This is a genomic window from Sorangium sp. So ce834 (genome assembly GCF_051521425.1).
GTDB classification, from domain to species: Bacteria; Myxococcota_A; Polyangia; order Polyangiales; family Polyangiaceae; genus Sorangium; species Sorangium cellulosum_D.
In genome coordinates this window covers 12,908,598-12,928,929 of sequence record NZ_CP150351.1, presented here as the reverse complement: position 1 = coordinate 12,928,929, position 20,332 = coordinate 12,908,598, and the positions used below count along the sequence as shown (strand labels likewise).

The window sequence follows — 20,332 nt, the reverse complement described above, 5'->3', positions numbered from 1 at the left end:
GAAGGAGGCTACGCGCGTTCGCATCGCGGGCTTGCCGCGTTCTGGCGGGTTATCGCGGAAGAGGTTCTCGTTCGACCGACGCCGCCGGAGATGCTCTCGTTGCTCACACAACTTGACGACTGGCTTGCCGGCGGGCCTGCCTGCGCCCTGGTGGTGAGCGCCGATCCGCGGGCACGTACGGCCCTCCTGGCGCGATGGGCCATATCGATCGTGGAGCGCAAGGCAGCCGAGGTGATCTTTGTCCCGGTAAGCCCGTGCTTTGGAACCGCAGTCGAACGCGATATGCTGAAGCTGTTCTTCGGCTTATTTCGGAGCTCAACAACGGCGGTCTTCAGTCGGCCGCGGAGCCCCGAAGAGCTGATGCTGTCGATCCGAATGGCACTGCGGGATGTCGACTCGGTCTCTTCGGTTCCCAGCGAGGAGTGTCCCCAGTTGCTCGTGATCGTGGACGGGCTCGAGCGGGCGGCAGATGGTTGGCCGCACAGGCGAATGCCCTTCCTGGGTGAAGCGTACGATGGTGCACACATCATCGCGTCCACCAGTCCGGAGAGCACTTCCGCGCGCGGTCTGGGGCTGTATGAACGCCTCGCCTGGTCTCCGGAGCAGACGAGCCTCTTCTTGCTTGCCGGCGAGATCGACTCTTCAGAAGGATCGACGCAGGCGCGGCGAACCATCGAGAGAGTTGGCGAGATTGAACCTTCGTTGGTCCGCTTCTTCGATGCACTTGGGACGGTGCTCGCTCCCGTATCGAAGGACGATCTCGTCTCGGCTATTGGCTTGGACGAGACCGGGCTTGAAGCTTTCAAGAACGGGCCACATTCTGCCCACATGCCCATCGTGCTGCGCGAAAATGAAAGATATTCCTTCCGCGATGATCCGACCCGTGCAAGCTGGACAATTGACGCGAACAAGGTAACGTCCATCGAAGACGCTATTATCGGGAGGGGGCAGGCGGCGCTCACGCGCGGAGCGGTCGTACCTGATGCGTGGCCATCCTATCTCGTAGAGTATCTGGGCGCCCACATGCAGCGGCGCTCTGTCTCGGTGTCTGAATTGATGAGCCTTGTTTCGCCCGAGTGGCTCCAGATCTGGACGAACCGCCCCGGAGGCTTGGTCGGGTTCACCACCGACGCTCGTCGCGCACGCTACGCCGCCGAGGACGCGCTTGTCTCGGCGTGCAGTCCAGAATGCACTGGAGTGGCCGAGCACGAAAGAGCAACGCTGCTCTGCGCCATTGTTCGATGCGCGCTGGTCGAAGGAGCTCTATTTGCAAAAGATGGTAGTCACGAAGAAGTAGATTATCGGACAGGCCCTTATGTTGAGTCACCGATTGATCTAAACAGGCCAGCTGGAGCTGCGCGCGAGCGTGCCGAGGCGTTGGTGACGCTAGCTTCCGTGTTGACAGGCTCGGAACAGCAGCTCGTTCAGCGGTGGGCAGCAGATGCGTGCGCAGGTCTTGGCGAGGTCTTTCCCCGACCTATCCCTTACGTGGCGACTGACCAGAGCGCAGCCGATCCCGAGCGCGCCCGTCGGATCCGCGCGGGCGCGAAGCACGAGGAGGTCGACGGGTATCTCGCGAGAGATCTGGTGATTCGGCCCACGAACCTCTCGCCCGAGGAGGCCTGGAGCCTGGCGGAGAGCCGGGAAGGGGAATCGCGGATGGTCGCCTTCGCGGGCATCCTGCCCGATCTTCCCGATGAGATGCGCGCGAAGGCCGTACGAGAGGTCATGGCCGCGTACTGGGCGCACGGTGACCGCCTGGCGCTGCGGATCCTGGCGGCGTGCGCGCCCTGGATGCCCCTTGCCGATGCAGCCAGGGTGCTCTGCAACGAGCTGGGAAACGACTGGACCGACGAATATCCCGGGATGCTGGTGGGCTTCGGCAGCCTCACCGAGCTCTCACCGCTGGTGCGACGATTGGGTGGCACAGCGGCGCTCGTGGGTGTCGCCCGCGCCATCGCCGACGTGGGCCGGTGGCTGCCCTAGTTGGCCCGTCCGCAGCCCCGGGATCACCGCGGCACGTCGCGCAGGGCTCTCGGCCCCCGGGAAGCCAGCTCCGCGAGGCGCGGGGCCTCGCCGGTCCGCTGGAGCGCATAGCCGATCCCGCGCTGGAGCGTCGCGTGGATCACGAGCCCGCCGAGATCGATGTCGAGGCTCACCAGGGCGCGAAACACCTGCGGGCGAACCCCGGTGATCACCACCTCCGCGCCGAGCAGCCGCAGCGCGGCCGCCGTCCGCAGGAGCGTCGCCGCGACGGCGCTGTCCACGACGCTCACGCCGGTGATGTCCAGGATGACCACCTGCGCCCCCGCGTCCGATACGCCACGCAGCGCCGTCTCGAGCGCCTGATTCGCGCGCTCCGCGTCGATGGTCCCGATGAACGGCATGGCCATGATGCGGTCGGTGATCGGGATGAGCGGACACGACATCTCCGCGAGCCGGTCGCGCTGAATGCGGATGAGATCGTCCTGGAGCTCGGCCCGCGCCTGCTCGACGCGCGCCCGCTCGGCGAGCTCCTCCTCCAGCCGCGCCTTCGCCGCGGAGAGCTCGGCCGTGCGCTCGGCGACCGCCGCCTCGAGCGCGTCCTTGTCGCGGCGGATGACGTCGCTCGTCGCCTGGACGCGCCCGTAGAGCAGCGCGTTCTCCAGCGCGACGGCCGCCTGCGAGGCGATGAGCTCGAGCAGATCGAGGCGGGCGGGGGAGAAGATGTCCGGCGCGGCGTTGTTCTCCGGGTACAGGATCCCCGTCAGGCGCCCCTGGCTCACCATGGGCAGGCCGAGCACGGACCTGGGCCTCCGCGCCGCGACATAGCCATCCCCCGCGAACCGCGCGTCCTGCGCGGCGTCCCCGACGAGGACGGAGCTCCTCGTCCTCGTGACGATGTCGATCACGCCGGGGGCGACAGCGCCGCTCTTGCTGACGAGCGCCGGCGGGCCCACGCGCACCTCGGCGCCGTCCTCGGCGACGGCCTCGACGCGCACCCACTCGCCGCGCTCCAGGATCAGCGCGCCCCGCTGCGCGCCGGAGCTCTCGACGGCGAAGCGCAAGAGCCGTACAGCTTCCGCCCCGGAGGTCGAACCACTGCAGAGGTCGGCTCACCGCATTACCGCAGAGGTCGCCTGCATCGCGAGCCCGTACACCGCATCGCCGGCGGCAACCCTTCTTTGGCACCGTGGGTGGAAGATTCGGTCGCTCTCGACAGTTCGTGAATTCATGCAATGTCTAGAGCCTCGCAGACGGAGCGGCCCCACCGCCTCACGGCGATTGCAAGAGATAGGAGCGAATCATCCGTGGAACATCGAGCTGTTCTGATCGCGGGTGCGAGCATCGCCGGCCCGGCGCTCGCCTTCTGGCTTGCGCGCCATGGCTTCCGACCCGTCGTCGTGGAGCGCGCCGGCGCGCTCCGGCTCGGCGGGCAGAACATCGACGTCCAGGGCGCGGCGCGGGAGGTCGTGCGCCGCATGGGGATCGAAGGCGACATCCGAGCCGCCAACACGGGGGAGCAGGGGCTCCGCTTCGTCGACGAGCGCGACGTGACCAAGGCCGAGTTCCCCGCGGCGAGCTCGGACGGCGGCGGGTTCACCCAGGAGCTCGAGATCCTTCGCGGCGACCTCGCCCAAATCCTCTACGACCGCACCCGAGACACGACGGAGTATATTTTTGGCAATCAGATCACGGGCCTCCGCGACCACGGCGACCGGGTGACGGTCTCCTTCGAGCGCGGCGCCGAGCGCGACTTCGACCTCGTGGTCGCCGCCGACGGCATCCGCTCACGAACCCGCACGCTCATCGTCGGCGATGAGCCCACGATCCGCCCGCTCGGCCTCTATGGCAGCTACTTCACGATCCCCCGCGGAGCGTCCGACACCGCGTGGGCTCGCTGGTACCACGCCCCCGGCAGCCGATCGATCCTCCTGCGTCCAGACAACGTGGGTACCACCCGGGCGTCGCTGTGGTTCCTGTCCCCCACGCGAGGCCATGAGCGGTTGAGCGCCGCCGAGCAAAAGGCGCTCATCGCGCGCGTCTTCGCCGACGCCGGCTGGGAATCGCCGCGGGTGCTCGCCGCGCTGGCCGACGCCGAGGACGTCTACTTCGACGCGGTCAGCCAGGTCATGGCCCCACGCTGGTCGCACGGTCGCGCCGCGCTCGTGGGCGACGCCGCGTACTGCCCGTCGCCGGTCAGCGGCATGGGCGCGACCCTCGCCCTCGTCGGCGCCTACGTGCTCGCGGGAGCGCTGTCGCGGCGCTCCGACCATCGAGACGCCTTCGCGGCCTATGAAAAGCGCATGCGCCCCTATGTCGACCTGGCCCAGAAGCTCCCCCCAGGCGTCCCCTGGATCGCGCACCCGAGATCGCGGCTCGGCGTTTCGCTCCTCCACACGGCCCTTCGGCTCGCGTCCAGCCCCCTGTTGCGGCGACGCGAGGGCTGGCTCGTCTCCTCGCCGGCCGGCAAGATCGAGCTCCCCGATTACCCGAACGGAGGCTGAAAGCCGCGTTCGGAGCTGCCGGGGCTCGCTCAGGCGGCGCCGGCTGCCTGGCGCGCGCAGGGCTCCGCGGCGCGACAGCGCGCCCAGGGCTGCTGGCACAGGCTGACACCACGGTCATGCGCGGCGCGCGCGGAGCCCGCGAGAACCTCGCGGCGATCGGGCGAGTCGCGGCCGGCACGACGACTGCACTCCGGCACATGCGTCCGCGCACGCCCTTGCGGAGCTGACCCGCGTCGGGCCGCTCGAGGAGGAACTTCGATGCCTTGTTCTCGTTTCGCCGCGTTGACCCTCGCCGTCATGGGAGGCCTGAGCGCTCTCTGTATCTCCCGTCCGAGCGCCGCCTGCTCGCCTCCGCCGGACGGGCGCTATGCGTCCTCGGTCCCGCGCGCCGTGCCGCTCGACGGGGTCATCGTGGCCCGGGTCAACTGCTACTACAACTGTCCGGAGAGCGCGCCCGTGCTCGTGGTCACGGACAAGGCCACGGGCGAGGTCCTCACGGGCGCCCAGGAGGAGGTCGCCGACGTGCCCGTGAGCGAGGGCGAGAGCCTGCTCGCCTTTCGCCCCGCGGCCCCGCTCGTCGACGGCCACACCTACCAGGTCACGGTGGAGCAACAGAGCATCGGCGCCGAGATCTGGGAGACCCAGGCCAGCGCCGCAGTCGATATGGACGTCGGCGCCGTCCCCGTCCAGGCCAACGTCGTCGTCGAGGAGCGCTGGCACGGCGAGACGAGCTGCTGTATCGACGATGGGTGGACCTGCGGTCCTGAAGAGGTCTGCGTGGCCAAGGAGGTGGAGCGTTACGTCAAGGTCTACCTCGATGTGAGCGGGGGGGTGGACCACGGCGTGGGCCAGTACGTGCAGACCTTCACCTTCTCGAGCCCCGACGGGGAGGAGCTCGGCAAGAAGACGGTCTGGGAAGGGTTCCTCGGCACGTCGTACGACGTCGCGGCCACGGAGTACTGTTACCAGCTCACGTACAGGAGCCTCGTCGACGGCACGACGATCGAGAAGGAGCGCACGTGCGTCCAGCACGGCGACGCGGGCGCGACGGGCGTCTTCCCGGCCGACGCGGCGACCATCGACGAGACCGTCGAGGGGTGCGCTGCTCCGCCCGAGGGCTTCGAGGAGGCCTGGTGCAGGGCGAGGGCGGCGCGCTGCGAGAGGCACCCCAGCGAATGCGCCGAGGACGACGTGAGCTCCTGCGAGGCTCCCGGCCCGGGCGCCGGCGGCGACCCTCCGGGGGACCCGGACGGCGATCACGTCAGCGTCGGCTGCTCGGCGAGCGCGGGCCGCGGCGCCTCGCGCGGCTGGGCGCTGCCCGCGATCGGGCTCGCGCTATCCCTCGCGAGCCGCGCGCGGCGGCGTCGCGACCGCCGCTGAACGATCCGAAGCGCACGTATCCGTCGCTCCGCCCGGCGCCCCACTCCCCGCCTGCCGCACAGCGCAAGCGAATGTATTTTAGTTCACCGAGCAACGCAGCACAAGATATCGACGTTCAATGGAGTTGCTTCGCGCGCCGACCGTGAGATAATTCTCGCGCCAAACTTCCTTTCTTACCGTCACCGCAACAAAACGACGGTACGACGATCATCCACGGGGCTTTCTTGCTTTGCCCGAATGGAGACGACGAGATGCGTTCTCTTGCCAAGAAACACCAAAAGAGCGACCTCGCGCTGGGGCGCCGCGTCTTCTTGAAGGCGCTCGGCGCCGGAATCGCGGCGCCGCTCGCCTTCCGGATGAGCAACCTGGCGCTGGCCGAGCCGAGCGCGGCGCCGGTCCGGCTGTTCATCTACTTCGTTCCCCATGGCATGCCCATGGAGTATGCCGAGCCGTACGGCTCCCCGGGCGCCGACTTCCTGAAGGGCTCAACGGTCCTGTCGGCGCTCGCGCCCTTCGGGAAATACGTCAATGTCTGCCGCGGGCTCGGCATCAACGGCTTCGGCAACCACGAGGCGGTCGCCGGCGTGCTCACCGGCGTGAAGGACGGCGCGGGGGCCGACTCGATCGACCATACCATCGCGCAGGCGCTCGGCGTCGAGGCCTACAACCTCGGGGCCAACCCGTACCCGAGGAACCAGGACGGGACGGGGTTCGACAAGAACTCCTACCTGATCAGGCACGGGGGCGTCTGGGTGCGCCCCATCGAGGACCCCGTGGCCGCGGCCGCGGAGATGCTCGGGGCCGTCGGCGGCGGGCAGCAGGGCGGAGGCGCGCCGGCGACGGACGAGGCGGCGTTCCGCAACGAGGCGCTCGGGCTCACCGAGCGGCAGCTCGAAAAGATGCAGCGCGCGCTCTCGGGCCTCACGAGCGAGCAGCGCAAGCTCGGGGTGCACCTCGAGTCGGTGCGCTCGCTCAAGGCCGCGGCCGACAGGCCGGTCGTGAACGCCTGCAGCGAGCGGCCGGCGCTGCCCGCGCTTGACGCGCTCTCGGGCAAGAGCGTCTTCGAGCAGGCGAACCTGCGGAGCGTCATCGACGCGCACCTCGAGGTCGCCGCCAACGCGATGGTGTGCGGCACCGCGCGCGTCGTCACGATGCAGAACCTGTGGGTCAACTGCGATCTCCCCATGAGCTTCACCGGCGGCCCCGGGAGCGCGAGCAACTATCACGGGGCGACGTCCCACTCCCGCGAGCCGCCCGGTCGCAAGGAGTTCGCGGCGGTCCAGGGCTGGTTCTTCGCGCGCCTCGCGGAGAAGCTGCTCACCGTCCTCGACCAGCCCGACCCGCTCGATCCCGGCAACACCGTCCTCCACAACTCGCTCGTCTACGTGTGCAGCGAGATCGGCGACGGCGCCGACCACAACTCCGACGTCCACGACGTCTACCTCGGGAACCAGATCGTCCACTCCTATCTCCCGGCGATCCTGATCGGCAACGCCGGCGGCCGCATCGCGAGCCGCGGCGTCGTCGACGTCGACACCGACCACGTCAACATGCTGGCCACGCTCGGCGATGCCATGGGCGTTTCCATCAAGCAGATCGGCGCGCGCAGCGCGCAGCCGATCCAGGAGCTGAAGTCATGACTCGCTGGCAAACGTGGGTGCTCGCCGGAGCGGCGTCATCGCTCCTCGCGTGCGTCGGTGACGCGGGCGGGGACGATCCCGAGAAGGGCCCTGTCGTCGACGGCAGCTCGTGCGAGCAGGCGCAGGTCGGCGCTCCGGTGCTGCGGCGGCTCTCCGCGCTGGAGCTGGAGAACAGCCTCCGCGACATCTTCCCCGAGCTCGGCGCGGCGGCGTGGTCGGGCGTCCGGCTGGGCACCGACCCGACATCGAAGCTCGGCTTCACCAACGACGCCGAGGCCCTGCAGGTCGGCGTCCAGACCGCGAAGGAGCTGCTGGGCACGGCGGAGGACGTCGCCGACATCGTGACCGCCGAGGCCGCGCTGGCCACCTCGCTCCCGTGCGCGGCGACGCAGCCTGGCCCCGAGTGCGCCGCCGAGTTCGTCACCCGGTACGGGCTGCGGCTGTTCCGCCGGCCGGTGAGCGAGGAGGAGAAGGGCGAGCTCCTGGCGCTCCACGCCTCGGTGAGCGGGAAGTCCGATTTCCGCGTCGGGCTCAAGTGGACGCTGGTCTCCATGATCCAGTCGCCCCATGCGTTCTACCGCTCGGAGATCGGCACCCCGAACGGCGGCCGCTACGAGCTGTCCCAGCACGAGCTCGCGACGGCGCTCGCCTACGACTACACAGGCACGACGCCCACGCCCGAGCTGCTCGACAAGGCGGCGCGCGGGGAGCTCGGCTCGCCGGAGGCGCTCGTCGAGGAGGCGCGCGCGCTCCTCCGCTCGCCGCGCGGCCACGAGGCGATGAGCCGCTTCCTGCAGCAGTGGCTCAGCTACGGGAAGGTGAACGGGATCGCGAAGGAGAAGCTCCCCGACTTCAGCACCTATGGGGGCTTCATGCAGGAAGAGACACGCCTCTTCCTCGAGGAGGTCCTCTACACCCGCGGCGCCGGCGTGGCCGAGCTCTTGACCGCGCCGTACACCTTCCTCAACGACCGGCTCTCGACGTTCTACGGGTACGGCAACGTCGCCGGCGCGGCCTTCCAGCGCGTGGATCGGCCGGCGGAGTGGGGCGTCGGGCTGCTCGCCCAGGGCTCCATCCTCGCGGGGAACTCGCGCATGGACGGCTCGTCACCGACCCACCGCGGACTGCTCGTCTTCGAGCGGCTCCTCTGCGGCGACGTCCCCCCGCCGCCGGAGAACATCCCGGCGATCACCAAGCCCGATCCGGGGAAGACGACGACGCGCGCGCGCTACGAGGAGATCCACATCTCCGCCGAAGCCTGCAATGGGTGCCACGCGTCGTTCGACCCGACGGGCTTCGCGCTCGAGCACTTCGACGAGACGGGGCGCTACCGCGCCGACGAGGGCGGCCTCGCCATCGACGACTCGGGCTACGTCGCCGTCGCGGGCGAGAAGCGGCCTGTCGTCGGCGCAACGGGCCTGGCCGAGACGCTCGCCGGCTCGCCCGAGGTGACCGAGTGCGTGAGCAAGCTCGGAGCGGCCTATGCCTACGGCGGGGCGCTCGGGGCCGAGTGCGCCATCAGCGAGGTCCAGCAGGGCCTCATGAACGGGCAGATCGGCCTCGTCGAATACTTCGCCCAGCTCGCGGGCACCGAGCACATGCGCGCCCGCGTCCGCCGGGAGTAGCCTGCGCGGCGCGGGCCCGCGCCGTGACGGCACGGACACGGGCCCCGGGCTATGCTGGCGCGACGCCAGCACGAGAGCTCATGACCAGCGCCACCCTCACGACCGCCTCAGCGCCGATGGGCCCCGGCGCGCCCGCCCTTCGCCCTTACCAGCGCGCCGCCATCGACGCGGTCCTCGCGGCCCGCAGGCGCGGCGTCCGACGCATGGTCGTGTGCCTCCCCACCGGCGCTGGCAAGACCGTCGTCTTCTCCCATCTCGCCCGCCTCGCCAGGCGGCAGGTCCTCGTCCTCGCCCACCGCGAAGAGCTCCTCTTCCAGGCCAAGGACAAGATCGAGCGCGCCCTCGGCGGGCAGGCCACGGTCGCCGTCGAGCAGGGCGAGCTCCGCGCCTCGGCGGACGCGCGCGTCATCGTCTGTTCGATACGCTCCCTCCACGAGAAGCGGCTCGAGCAGGTCACCCGTGGTCGCGATATCGGCCTCGTGATCTACGACGAATGCCACCACGCCCCCGCCGAGGACAACCGCCGCGTCCTCCGCCAGCTCGGCGCCTTCGACCCCGCGTGGACCGGCACCCTCCTCGGGTTCACCGCGACGACGGCCCGCGGCGACGGCAAAGGCCTCGACGACGTCTTCGAGGCGATCGTCTACAGCCGCACGCTCCCCGAGATGATCGCGGACGGCTACCTCGCCCCCCTCACCGGCTATCGCGTCGCCACCGCCACGGACCTCTCCCGCCTCGACGCGGGCGGCCTCGACTTCGCCACGGACGAGCTCGAGGAGGCCGTCGACCTGGAGGAGCGCAACGCGCTCGTCGCCCGATCCATTCAAGAGCTCGCCCGCGACCGGCGCACCATCGCGTTCTGCGTCACCGTGGCGCACGCCAGGAATCTCTCCAAGGCGCTCAACCACCTCGGCGTCCGGGCCGCCTACGTCCACGGCGACATGCCGTCCGACCTCCGCGGCCGGATCCTCGCCGATTTCCGGGAAGAGCGCGTCCAGGTGCTCACCAACGTCGCTGTCCTCACCGAGGGCTTCGACGACCCTGGCGTCTCCTGCGTCGCGATGGCCCGCCCCACCCGCTCGGAGGGGCTCTATGCCCAGTGCGTCGGGCGCGGCACCCGCCTCCATCCAGGCAAGAAGGATTGCCTCATCCTCGATTTCGTCGACCTCTCCTCGCTGAAGCTGTGCACGCTCCCCTCGCTCTTCGGCATGCCTCGCGACCTCGATCTCGAGGGCAGGGACGCCGCCGAGGCGAGCCGCTTCTACCGGCAGGTGACCTTCGATTACCCGGGGTTCGAGGTCGAGGCGGGCCGCATCACGCTGCGCGAGATCCAGGAGCGCGCCGCGCGCTTCGATCCGCTGAGCCTGCGCGTCGACCCCGAGGTGCTGGCCATCTCGCGCAATGCGTGGGTGTCGCTCGGCCGCTTCGGCCTCGCGCTCCATTTCGAGAGGAAGCCCGGAGCGATCAGCGAGGTCGCCGTCCTCGCCCGCGGCGGTCGCGGGAAGCGGTGGCACGTCCTGCTGGATGGCAAGCTCGTCGAGCGCTTCTCGACCCTCGAGGAGGCGGTGGCCGCCGTCGATTACGAGGTCGCGCGCCCCGGCCCCGCGGCCGGGGCGTCGGCGCGCCACGACGCGCCATGGCGCAGGGGAAAGCCCCCGGTGCCCCTGCCCGCCGAGCCCCCGAGGGGCCATCCCCCGCCGAGCACCATGGAACAGGCCATGATCCTCGCGGTGTGGGCGAGGGTCACCGCGCCGCGCGAGGGGCGATGAGCCGCTCGCCCCGGCGTGACGGGGCCGGCGGCGACGCGGCGGGGCGAGCCCTCGACGGACCCGCGCGCCACGTCTGCGCTTTCCAGCGTCGGGCCGCCCGGCTGTCCCGAGGTCAGCCGCGGTTCCGGCGCCGTCGCATCGCCAGGGCGGAGAGCCCCACGACGAGCGCCGCGGCCCACGAGCTCGCCGTGGCGCTGGCCCCGGCGACGGCGACCCCGCAACCTCCGTCGGAGGACCCCTCGTCCGGCGTCGTTCCGCCGCCCGCACCTCCCTCGCCCGGTGCGCCGCTGCCCACGGAGGAGGTGGCGGCCGGCGCCTCCCCGCCCGCGCCGCCCGCGGAGGAGGAGGTCGTCGTCCCCGCCCCGCCCGCGCCGCCCGCGGACGAGGAGGTCGCCGTCTCCGCCCCGCCCGCGCCGCTCGCGGAGGAGGAGGTCGTCGTCCCCGCCCCGCCCGCGCCGCCCCCGCCCGCGCCGGTGCCTGGCCCGGTGTCCTCATCGCGGGGCACAGCTCCGTTGAACCCGGTCTGCCCCTCCCGTGTCAGCGACAGCACCAGCGTGCCGTCCTTCACCGTCACGTTCCGCGGGTCGAAGTCGACGCGGTTACCGTCGAACGTCCAGTCCGCTTTGCCCCATCGCCCGCTGTCCACGGAGTCGAAATCGTCCTGCCACGCGAGCTCGAAGCTTCCATTGTTGTAACGATAGTACTTGATCCAGTTGACGAACTGGTGCTGCGGGAGGACGGAATCGTCGAACGGTCCGACCCACTCGGTGGCATCGGAGGACCACAGGTTGAAGCGCAAGGACTGGGGGTTCGTCAGGGCGGCCACCTGCGCGCCCGTCGCCTTCCGGATCTGCACCCCGTCGATGCTCCAGGAGACGTAGTCCGGCGTCCACTCCAGCGTGTAGGTGTGATAGGCGTCCGCGAGGGAGGCGGCCGCCGTGTGGACCTGCTCCGACGTCACCCTCGTGCCCATGCCGGTGATGATGTTGGACTGCCAGCTCCGGGCGTTGTCCTTTCCGAAGACCTCGATATCGATCTCCTCCCAGAACGCGCCGGACATCTCGGAGCCGTCCTTGTAGGTGAAGAAGGTCGACAGGATGCCGCTCCCGCGCGCCATGCGCATGCGCACCTCGATACGACCGTGGAGCTGGCCCTGGGTCGTGTAGAGCTCTCCTCCCTTGTAAGGCTTCGCGACCGCGGTCGAGCTCACCGCGAGCGCCAGCGAGGCAGCAGCGAGCATCGCACCCACACGGAATTTCATAAGCATGATGGAACCTCCATGAGAACGCTAACATAAGCCGGTTATGTGGGGGAAGCTGGCGCCTTGGCCGTGGTCCGTGCTAAGGTAGACCCGCCACAGGAGCTCCCCAGTCACCGCGTCGAGCGCGACCAAGCGGCCGCGTAACGCACAGCACGGATATCCGTCGTCCACCGCGGAGAGCGCCTCTCGCGAGGAGGCGCCCGCGTACACGCGGCCGCCGTCGGCAACATGCGCGAGGACACGCGCCTCGCCGCGGCGGGCAGCGACACGGTCCGGTGGTCGAGGCGGTGTTCCCGCGCTCGCCCAAGCTGCATGACGTGCTCGAGCAGCTCTACCCCGGCGCCTCGTCGTGGCCACCGCCGCGGCGGCATCCAGGCGCTGACACCGCGCCGCCCAGGACCGTCGACCCAGGAGCCGCCGGCGAGGGGTGAATGACAGTTCGTTAAAACATCTTACTATCGCGGCGATGTCCGGCGCCGCGCGAGGCGACGCTCGCAGTTGCCGTGGAGATTCAAAAAGCGCAGCGATAGTAAAGAAATTGGATGAACGAGTGAGTCATTGGAGGACAAAAGTGTTCGCGATCGATCCGTGGCGTGTGCCTGACCGGGCGGGCTCTGGTACGTTCTCCTCTCGTCGCTGTCGCGTCGCAGCGTCGTGAACCCGTGCCGGCGTCGACCCCTGTGGTCGGCGCTCGCATCAATTCGTGCCTTTCTTCGGACGCGGCGTGGAGGAGACGGTGAACCCCGAGCAACACACGCATCGCTTTCCTTTCGAGCTCACCGGCTCACGATTCAGGTACGCGGCTCCGCTCTTGCTCGCGCTCGTCGCGGCGTGCAACGGCCAGATCGGCGGGCCCGGTGAGGACACGGGGCCCGGCCCCGGGAGCGGCGGCGTGGGCGCGCCCGAGAGCGGCCAGCCCCCGGAGGACGTGCTGGCCTCGCCCTTCTGCCAGACGCCGCAGCCCGGCGCGGCGCCGCTCCGCCGCCTCAGCAACGACGAGTACACGAACACGCTGAAGGATCTCTTCGCCGGCGTCCCGGGCGTGGCCTCCACCATCGACGCGGCGGTCGCCACGTTCCCGAACGAGCCCGAGTCGCTCGGCTTCCGCAACAACGCGGGCTTCTTGACCGTCGGCTCGCTCGTCGCGCAGAAGTACCTCGACGCCGCCGAGCAGATCGCCGCCGTCGCGGCCAAGGCGCCGGGCCTGGTCTCCTGCGATCCGGCGGCGCTCGGTGAGCTCGAGTGCGCGCGCGACTTCATCCGCACCTTCGGCGCCAGGGCGTACCGGAGGCCGCTCACCGAGGCCGAGGTCCAGAGCTACGAGGAGCGCTTCACCGCGGGCGCGGACGGGTACACCTTCCAGGACGGCATCGAGTGGGTCGTCTTCAGCATGCTGCAGTCGCCCAACGTGCTCTACCGCGTCGAGCTCGGGAAGGAGAGCGCGGGGGACGTCACCGAGCCCACGCCGTACGAGATGGCCTCGCGGCTCTCGTACTTGCTCTGGCAATCGCAGCCTGACGAGGAGCTCACGCGCGCCGCGGCCGCGGACGAGCTCGGCACGCCGGACCAGATCGAGGCCCAGGTGCGGCGCATGCTGGCCGATCCAAAGGCCGATCGCCTGTTCGAGTACTTCGACCAGTGGCTCGACATCGACCTGCTGAGCGGCATGACCCGCGATCCCGCGGTGTATCCGGACCTCGTGTCCGGCCTACCCGCCCTGCTGCAAGAGGAGACGCGCACCTTCGTGATGAGCGTGTTCGCGGACCCGGGCGGCTCGTTCGGCGAGCTCCTCACCGCCGACCACAGCTTCGTGAACGGCGCGCTCGCGCGGCACTACGGCGTGGATGGGGTGAGCGGCGACGACTTCGTCAGGGTCGACATGCCCGGCCGCTCGGGCGTGCTGACCCAGGGCATGCTGCTCACGCGCGACAAGGCGACGCGCACCTCCATCGTCCGGCGCGGCCTCAAGGTGCGCACCGATCTCCTGTGCGGGCTCGTGCCGGCGCCGCCCAACAACGTGCAGCTCGATCTCGAGGGCCTCGGAGAGGGGCTCTCGCAGCGCGAGCGCCTCGAGCGCCACCGCACCGATCCGAGCTGCGCGGGGTGCCACCAGATGATGGATCCCATCGGCGTGGTGTTCGAGTCGTTCGACGCCGTGGGCCGCTTCCGCACCACGGACGAGGGCGGCAAGCCGGTCGACACCTCCAGCACCATCGCGTACACGCGCGACGTCAACGGCCCCGTCGCGAACGCCGCCGAGCTGGGCCAGCGCCTCGCAGAGAGCGAGGAGGCGCGCGCCTGCTACGTGCTGCAGAACTTCCGCTTCTTCTACGGCCGCGACCGGACCGACGCCGATCGCTGCTCGATGGCGGCGCTCTCGGTCGCCTTCCAGGAGAGCGGCTACAGCCTGTCCGAGCTCGTCGTCGCGCTCACGCGAACGGACGCCTTCCGCTACCGCCCCGTGATCCACCCGGAGAGACCATGAAACCGCTGAGCCGCCGTACCTTCCTGCGTGGCGCATCCGGAGTTGCGCTCGCGCTCCCGTTCCTCGATGCCATGCGGTCGAGCCGCGCGCGCGCCCAGCCGGCGCAGTCCCCGCGTCGCATCATGTTCGTCTTCCAGGCGAACGGCGACGAGACGGCGAAGCGCTTCAGCGCCGCCGGCGAGACGAGCTTCGAGCTCGGCGAGTTCCTCTCCCCGCTCGAGCCGTACCGCGAGGATCTCGTCTTCCTCAACAACCTGCACAAGCGCTTCTACGATCTGCCGGAGGACGCGCGGGCCGACAACCACCAGCAGGGCGGCAGCTCGCTCGCGCCGTGGAAGTCCGGCACCGGGTCGTTCCCGATCGGCGGCACCGAGAGCACCATCGGTTACGTGGAGGGGCCGAGCGCCGACCACGCGATCGGCGGCCGCGTGCTGGAAGCCGACGAGCGCGTCGCGCACCGGCACCTCGTGTTCCGCGTCGGGGACAAGTGGAACGACATCTGGAACACGCATTCTCACGCGGGGCCCGTGGGCAAGCAGACCCCGATCCCGCCGGAGACCGACCCGTACGCGGCCTACGCCCGCATCTTCGCCTTCACGTCCGACGACCAGGCCGCGCAGCAGGAGGTGCTGAGGCGCCTGGCGAAGCGGCAGTCGGCCCTCGATCTGGTGCGCGAGGAGGGCAATTCCCTGCTCACCCGGCTCGGCGCCGAGGACCGCGCCAAGATCCAGCAGCACCTCGAGTCGATCCGCGACGTCGAGCGCGCGCTCCAGACCGGCAACGGCGCGGCCGCGTGCGTGCAGACCCCGCTCGGCGAGAAGCTCAACCCCTACGCCGACGACAACCACGCGATCATCGGCGAGCTGTTCTTCAAGATCAGCGCCCTGGCGTTCGCCTGCGATCTGACGCGCGTGGTGAACTTCAACTGGAGCGGCAACACCAGCAACCGGGTCTACTCGAACCTGGGCCTCAGCGAGGGGCACCACGACATCTCGCACAACAGCGACGCCGCCGCGTTCGCCGACATCCGCAAGATCCACAAGCACCTCTGGCAGCAGAACACGAAGCTCTACGAGATCTTGAAGAGCACGAGCGACGGCGACGGCACGCTCTGGGATCACACGCTCGTCGTGCACTGGAACGAGCTCGGGCAGGGCGACACCCACAGCATCGAGGACAGCCTGGTCGTCCTCGCGGGCAAGGCGCACGACCACTTCCGGCGCGGGCGGCTGCTCGACTTCAAGGGCAAACGCTCCTTCGCCGACATGCTCGTGAGCTGCTTCCACTACATGGGCTTCGACGACATGACGAGCTTCGGCGAGGGCGTGCTGAACACCGGGGGCGCCCTGCCGCTCACCTGAGCCGGGGGACGTGTCATCTGGGGCGGCGCGTCTTCGCCGCCGCCTTCTTCACCGGTGCCTTCTTCGCCGCCGCCTTCTTCACCGGCGCCTTCTTCGTCACCGCCGTCTTCGCCGGCGCCTCGACCCGCTTTCGCCGCTCGCCCGGCACCTTCCCGATGCGCGGATCGCCCGCCCGGATGAGCGCGCACGCGCGCAGGGCGGCCTCCTCGAAATCGGGCGCGTCCGCCGGGAGCACCTGCCAGCCCGTCACCGCGCGCCCGAGCACCGCGATGCTCCGCATGTTCGGGAACTCCGCGCGCAAGGCGGCGTGGTGCTCCTCCGTCGTGGCGAGCCAGACGCCGTTGTCCTGCAACGGCGCGGGCTTGTCGCGCAGGGCGAAGACGATCTTGTCCTCGACATAGACCGCCACGCAGCCGAACATCGGCCGCGTCTCGGGCCCCAGCGGGGCCAGCGCCTCGAGCACGAACTCGTGCGGTACCGGCTTGCGCCTCCTCGCGGCGAACACCTCGTCCGCCGGCGCAGCTCGGCCGCTCCTGCTGGGCTTGATCATGGCGACCAGGATAGACGAAAGCGGCGGCCGCCCGCGGGCGGAAGCGTCTTCGTGATCGATGGCGAACGCGCGGCGAGCCCTGGGAGACGGCGTGCGCACCATCTCCTCTCACGAGCAATCATCCCCGGCTCCTTGACAAACGGAACATCGTTCCGTATTGATCTCGGCAGAAACGAAACGATGTTCCGTCTAGCTCAACCAAGACCCTCCTGCGCAACCGCGATCCTGCGGACTTGCGAGCGGGGAAGCCCACGGAGAGAGCCCATGCCCCTGAATCACTACGTCACCCTCGGCCGCTCAGGCCTCCGCGTCAGCCCCTTCTGCCTGGGCGCGATGACCTTCGGCGAAGACCTCGGCCCCGGCTTCGGCTCGAGCGTGAAGGAGTCGGAGCAGATCATCGACCGGTACCTCGAGCTCGGCGGCAACTTCATCGACACCGCCAACTTCTACACGCGCGGCCACTCCGAGAAGATCATCGGCGACCACCTGGCGCACGACCGGGAGAAGCGCGACCGGGTGGTCATCGCCACGAAGTTCAGCGGCAACCTCTACCCGGGCGACCCCAACGGCGGCGGCGCGAACCGAAAGGCGGTCGTCGCGGCCTGCGAGCAGTCCCTGCGCCGCCTGCGCACCGATTACATCGACCTCTACTACCTGCACATCTGGGACAAGCACACGCCCATCGAGGAGACCGCCGCCGCGATGCACGACCTCGTGCAGGCGGGGAAGGTCCGCTATCTCGGCATCTCGGATGCTCCGGCGTGGAAGGTCGCGCAGGCGCAGCTGCTCGCGCAGTTCCGCGGGTGGGCGCCGTTCATCGCGCTGCAGATCGAGTACTCGCTCGCCGAGCGCACCGTCGAGGGTGAGCTCATCCCCATGGCGCGGGAGCTGGGGCTGGGCGTCGTGCCGTGGTCGCCGCTGGCGAGCGGTCGGCTGAGCGGGAAGTACACCCGGGAGAACGCGGGCAAGGTGACCGGAGGCCGCGCCGCCATGGTCGCCGGACGGGTGCAGGAGAGGGACTACGAGATCGTCGATGTGCTCGCCCGCATCGCCAAGGAGCTGGACACCACGGTGCCCCGCGTGGCCCTGGCCTGGGTGCGCTCGCAGCCCGGCGTGGGGTCGACCATCATCGGAGGACGCACCATCGCGCACATCGAGGACAATTTGCAGGCGCTCGAGGTGACGCTGACGGCCGAGCAGGTCGCGGCGCTCGATGCGGCCTCCGCGCCGCAGCTGCCGTTCCCCATCCCTTTTCTGCGGCACGCGCCGGCGGTCTACGGCGGCGGGACCACGATCAATGGGGAGGCGTCGCAGCTCTCGCCGATCCTGCCGCAACGGCGCGGCGATCACTACTGAGCCGCTCCACGCGCAGGCCGGACCTCGGGAGTCGACCGTCGCGCGCGATCACGCGCGCGGCGCCCGGCGCGCCGCCGGCCAGAGCCGGACGAGGAGCGCGCCGGCCGCCGTCGACGAGGCGAGCGCCGTCACCGCGAGCCAGCCCCACTGGGCGAGGAGCGCGCTGCCCAGCGCGGCGCCGAGGGCCATGCCGACGAACATGCCGACGAAGAGCACGGCGTTGAGGCGGCTGCGCGCGCCGGGCTCGATGCCGTAAACGATGGTCTGATGCGCCACGAGCGCGGCCTGGATGCCGAAGTCGAAGGCGACGGCGCTGGCGCCGAGCAGCCACAGCCGCCCGTGCGCCGACAGCAAGGGCGACAGCGCCATGGCGGCGAAGGCCGCGACCGAGAGCGCGGCGCCCATGCGCGTCACCCGCTCGGGCCCGCGGCGGTCGGCGATGCGGCCGGCCAGCGGGGCCGCCACGGCGCCGGCCGCGCCGGCCAGGCCGAAGGCCCCCGCCGCCGCGCTGCCGAGGTGGAACGGCGCGCCGTGCAGCATCACGGCGAGCGTGGACCAGAACGCGCTGAACCCCACCGCCAGCAGCCCCTGGGCCAGCGCCGCGCGCCGCAACGCGCCGTGGCGCTTCCACAGCTCGGCCAAGGAGCCGAGCAGCGCGGCGTAGCTCAGCTGCGTGGTCGGCTGAAAGCGCGGCAGGCCGCGCCACATCGCCGCGCCGAGCAGGGCGATGCTGGCCGCGGCGGCGACGAACACCGTGCGCCAGCCGAAATGCTCCGCCACGAAGCCGCTGACCACGCGGGACAGCAGGATGCCCAGCAGCAGGCCGGTCATGACGGTGCCGACGACCTTGCCGCGGTCCGCCTCGGGGGCGACCGTCGCGGCGGCGGGCACGATGTCCTGCGCCAGGGTCGCGGTCAGGCCGGTGATCAGGCTGGCGACCAGCAGCGCGCCGATGCCGTGAGCGGCGCCGCCGAGCAGCAGCGCGGCCGCCAGCACGGCCGCCTTGGCCAGGATGATGCGCCGCCGATCGTAGCGGTCGCCGAGCGGCGCAAGCAGCAGGATGCCCAGCGCATAGCCCAGCTGGGCCAGCGTGGGCACGAGGCCGAGCGCGCGGCCGCCCGCGCCGAGGTCGGCCCCGAGCACGCCGAGCATGGGCTGGCTGTAGTAGAGCGAGGCCGCGGCCAGGCCCGCCCCGGTGGCCAGCAGCAGCACCAGGGCGGCGGGCAGGGGCGCCGCGGACGCGGCGGGCAGGGGCGCCGCGGACGCGGCGGGCAGGGGCGCCGCGGACGCGGCGGGCAGGGGCGCCGCGGACGCGGCGGGCAGGGGCGCCGCGGACGCGGCTGGCGCCGGCTGGAGCGCAGGGGTTGTATGCGTCAGCGGAATGGCTTGCATGGTGCACGCAGTATGGGAAGCGTCGTTCCGGCGCTGTAGTGGCGTGGGACGCACGATGGTTATACGCTCGACGCATGACCAGGCCGGCGCCGCCCTCCCCTTCGTCGATGGACCGCGTCGCCTTGCTGCAGACGTTCGTCAGGATCGTCGAGGCAGGGAGCCTGTCGGCCGCGGCCACCCAGCTGGGGACGACGCAGCCCACCGTGAGCCGCCGCCTGCAGGCGCTGGAGCGCTCGCTGGGCCTGCCGCTGCTGCAGCGCTCCACGCACACGATGAAGCTGACCGAGGACGGCGAGCGCTGCTTCGAGCGGGCCAAGGCGCTGCTGGCGAGCCTTGCGGCGCTCGAGTCGGACCTGCGGGGCGACCGCGACCAGCCCGACGGGACGCTGCGCGTGGTCGTGCCGCACGCCTTCGGCCAGCACCAGCTGGTCAAGCCGCTCGCCGACTACCTGCGCCGCTACCCGCGCGTCTCGGTCGAGTGGCTGCTGCGCAACGGGCAGCCGAGCTTCATCGCCGACGGCATCGACTGCGCGATCCTGGTCGGCGCGGTGGCCGATTCGGCGCTTGTGGCGATCCGCCTGGCCGAGGTGCCGCGCATCGTGGCCGCCGCGCCCTCGGTGCTGGGCCGAGCGGCGCCGCCGGCGCATCCATCGGCGCTGGCCGACATGCCTTGGCTCGCGCTGCGCACCTATTACCGCGACACGATCGCGCTGACCCATGCGTCGAGCGGCGAACGGATCGAGCTCGCGATCCGCCCGCGCATGAGCACCGACAGCCTGTACGCCCTGCACAGCGCCGCGCTGATGGGCCTCGGCGTCTGCGTGTCCTCGTCATGGCTGGTCGCCGACGACCTGGCAGCGCGGCGGCTTGTGCACCTCGCGCCGGCGTGGCAGGCGGATCCGCTGCCCGTCTACCTGGTCTACCCCCACGCGCGCTTCTATCCGGCCCGGCTGCGGCGCTTCATCGAGGCGATGCGGGCGTCCGTGCCGGCGGTGGTCGACGGCGCGGCGGCCCGGCGCGGCTGAT

14 protein-coding genes are annotated in these 20,332 nt (G+C 70.5%); 10 read left to right on the top strand and 4 right to left on the bottom strand.

Features of this window, described 5'->3' with window-relative positions; all coding sequences use genetic code 11:
- Window positions 1-90: 90 nt before the first annotated feature.
- The gene (locus WMF20_RS47295; protein ID WP_437608315.1) at window positions 91-1,986 is read left to right on the top strand and encodes a hypothetical protein; all 1,896 of its coding nucleotides are present in this window, start codon (window positions 91-93) and stop codon (window positions 1,984-1,986) included.
- Window positions 1,987-2,009: 23 nt separating this feature from the next.
- On the opposite strand, the gene WMF20_RS47290 is transcribed toward WMF20_RS47295, so the two are convergent.
- The gene (locus tag WMF20_RS47290; protein WP_437608313.1) at window positions 2,010-3,047 is read right to left on the bottom strand and encodes an STAS domain-containing protein; all 1,038 of its coding nucleotides are present in this window, start codon (window positions 3,045-3,047) and stop codon (window positions 2,010-2,012) included.
- Between the two features lie 243 nt (window positions 3,048-3,290).
- Between WMF20_RS47290 and WMF20_RS47285 the strand changes: the two genes are divergently transcribed.
- From WMF20_RS47285 to WMF20_RS47265, 5 genes are all read left to right on the top strand, one after another.
- Entirely contained in the window at window positions 3,291-4,487 is a 1,197-nt protein-coding gene (locus WMF20_RS47285) for an FAD-dependent monooxygenase (protein ID WP_437608311.1), read from the top strand.
- A 258-nt stretch (window positions 4,488-4,745) separates the two neighbouring features.
- Window positions 4,746-5,867 (top strand): hypothetical protein, encoded by a 1,122-nt coding sequence (locus WMF20_RS47280; RefSeq protein WP_437608309.1) that lies wholly within the window; start codon window positions 4,746-4,748, stop codon window positions 5,865-5,867.
- 251 nt (window positions 5,868-6,118) lie between these two features.
- Window positions 6,119-7,507 carry a DUF1552 domain-containing protein gene (locus WMF20_RS47275; protein WP_437608307.1) on the top strand — a complete coding sequence of 463 codons (1,389 nt, stop codon included), beginning with the start codon at window positions 6,119-6,121 and terminating at the stop codon, window positions 7,505-7,507.
- Entirely contained in the window at window positions 7,504-9,132 is a 1,629-nt protein-coding gene (locus WMF20_RS47270) for a DUF1592 domain-containing protein (RefSeq protein WP_437608305.1), read from the top strand. Before WMF20_RS47275 ends, WMF20_RS47270 begins: the two co-directional genes overlap by 4 nt.
- 80 nt (window positions 9,133-9,212) lie before the next feature.
- Complete coding sequence (locus tag WMF20_RS47265; protein ID WP_437608303.1) at window positions 9,213-10,901, top strand: DEAD/DEAH box helicase; 1,689 nt, start codon at window positions 9,213-9,215, stop codon at window positions 10,899-10,901.
- Between the two features lie 112 nt (window positions 10,902-11,013).
- Here the strand turns inward: WMF20_RS47265 and WMF20_RS47260 are convergent, their stop codons facing one another.
- Entirely contained in the window at window positions 11,014-12,168 is a 1,155-nt protein-coding gene (locus WMF20_RS47260; protein ID WP_437608301.1) for a family 16 glycosylhydrolase, read from the bottom strand.
- Between the two features lie 697 nt (window positions 12,169-12,865).
- Between WMF20_RS47260 and WMF20_RS47255 the strand changes: the two genes are divergently transcribed.
- Both WMF20_RS47255 and WMF20_RS47250 read left to right on the top strand, forming a co-directional pair.
- Window positions 12,866-14,647, top strand: coding sequence for a DUF1592 domain-containing protein (locus WMF20_RS47255; protein WP_437608299.1), 1,782 nt, complete (start codon window positions 12,866-12,868; stop codon window positions 14,645-14,647).
- Window positions 14,644-16,008, top strand: a complete 1,365-nt coding sequence (locus WMF20_RS47250) for a DUF1552 domain-containing protein (RefSeq protein ID WP_129580398.1) — start codon at window positions 14,644-14,646, stop codon at window positions 16,006-16,008. Before WMF20_RS47255 ends, WMF20_RS47250 begins: the two co-directional genes overlap by 4 nt.
- A 13-nt stretch (window positions 16,009-16,021) precedes the next feature.
- On the opposite strand, the gene WMF20_RS47245 is transcribed toward WMF20_RS47250, so the two are convergent.
- Window positions 16,022-16,558 (bottom strand): hypothetical protein, encoded by a 537-nt coding sequence (locus tag WMF20_RS47245; protein WP_437608297.1) that lies wholly within the window; start codon window positions 16,556-16,558, stop codon window positions 16,022-16,024.
- A 264-nt stretch (window positions 16,559-16,822) separates the two neighbouring features.
- Here WMF20_RS47245 and WMF20_RS47240 point away from each other — a divergent pair, with 264 nt between their 5' ends.
- Entirely contained in the window at window positions 16,823-17,914 is a 1,092-nt protein-coding gene (locus WMF20_RS47240; RefSeq protein ID WP_437608295.1) for an aldo/keto reductase, read from the top strand.
- A gap of 48 nt (window positions 17,915-17,962) precedes the next feature.
- On the opposite strand, the gene WMF20_RS47235 is transcribed toward WMF20_RS47240, so the two are convergent.
- The gene (locus WMF20_RS47235; protein ID WP_437608293.1) at window positions 17,963-19,306 is read right to left on the bottom strand and encodes an MFS transporter; all 1,344 of its coding nucleotides are present in this window, start codon (window positions 19,304-19,306) and stop codon (window positions 17,963-17,965) included.
- Between WMF20_RS47235 and WMF20_RS47230 the strand changes: the two genes are divergently transcribed.
- Window positions 19,279-20,331, top strand: coding sequence for a LysR family transcriptional regulator (locus tag WMF20_RS47230; protein ID WP_437608291.1), 1,053 nt, complete (start codon window positions 19,279-19,281; stop codon window positions 20,329-20,331). The genes WMF20_RS47235 and WMF20_RS47230 overlap by 28 nt on opposite strands.
- The last annotated feature ends 1 nt before the right edge of the window (window position 20,332 follow it).

What these genes read in the sequence shown, in the direction of transcription:
- WMF20_RS47295 (WP_437608315.1), top strand. Translation starts at nt 91, where the DNA reads ATGCTCTCGTTGCTCACACAACTTGACGACTGGCTTGCCGGCGGGCCT.
- WMF20_RS47280 (WP_437608309.1), top strand. Translation starts at nt 4,746, where the DNA reads ATGCCTTGTTCTCGTTTCGCCGCGTTGACCCTCGCCGTCATGGGAGGC.
- WMF20_RS47275 (WP_437608307.1), top strand. Translation starts at nt 6,119, where the DNA reads ATGCGTTCTCTTGCCAAGAAACACCAAAAGAGCGACCTCGCGCTGGGG.
- WMF20_RS47270 (WP_437608305.1), top strand. Translation starts at nt 7,504, where the DNA reads ATGACTCGCTGGCAAACGTGGGTGCTCGCCGGAGCGGCGTCATCGCTC.
- WMF20_RS47265 (WP_437608303.1), top strand. Translation starts at nt 9,213, where the DNA reads ATGACCAGCGCCACCCTCACGACCGCCTCAGCGCCGATGGGCCCCGGC.
- WMF20_RS47260 (WP_437608301.1), bottom strand. Translation starts at nt 12,168, where the DNA reads ATGCTTATGAAATTCCGTGTGGGTGCGATGCTCGCTGCTGCCTCGCTG.
- WMF20_RS47250 (WP_129580398.1), top strand. Translation starts at nt 14,644, where the DNA reads ATGAAACCGCTGAGCCGCCGTACCTTCCTGCGTGGCGCATCCGGAGTT.
- WMF20_RS47245 (WP_437608297.1), bottom strand. Translation starts at nt 16,558, where the DNA reads ATGATCAAGCCCAGCAGGAGCGGCCGAGCTGCGCCGGCGGACGAGGTG.
- WMF20_RS47240 (WP_437608295.1), top strand. Translation starts at nt 16,823, where the DNA reads ATGCCCCTGAATCACTACGTCACCCTCGGCCGCTCAGGCCTCCGCGTC.
- WMF20_RS47235 (WP_437608293.1), bottom strand. Translation starts at nt 19,306, where the DNA reads ATGCAAGCCATTCCGCTGACGCATACAACCCCTGCGCTCCAGCCGGCG.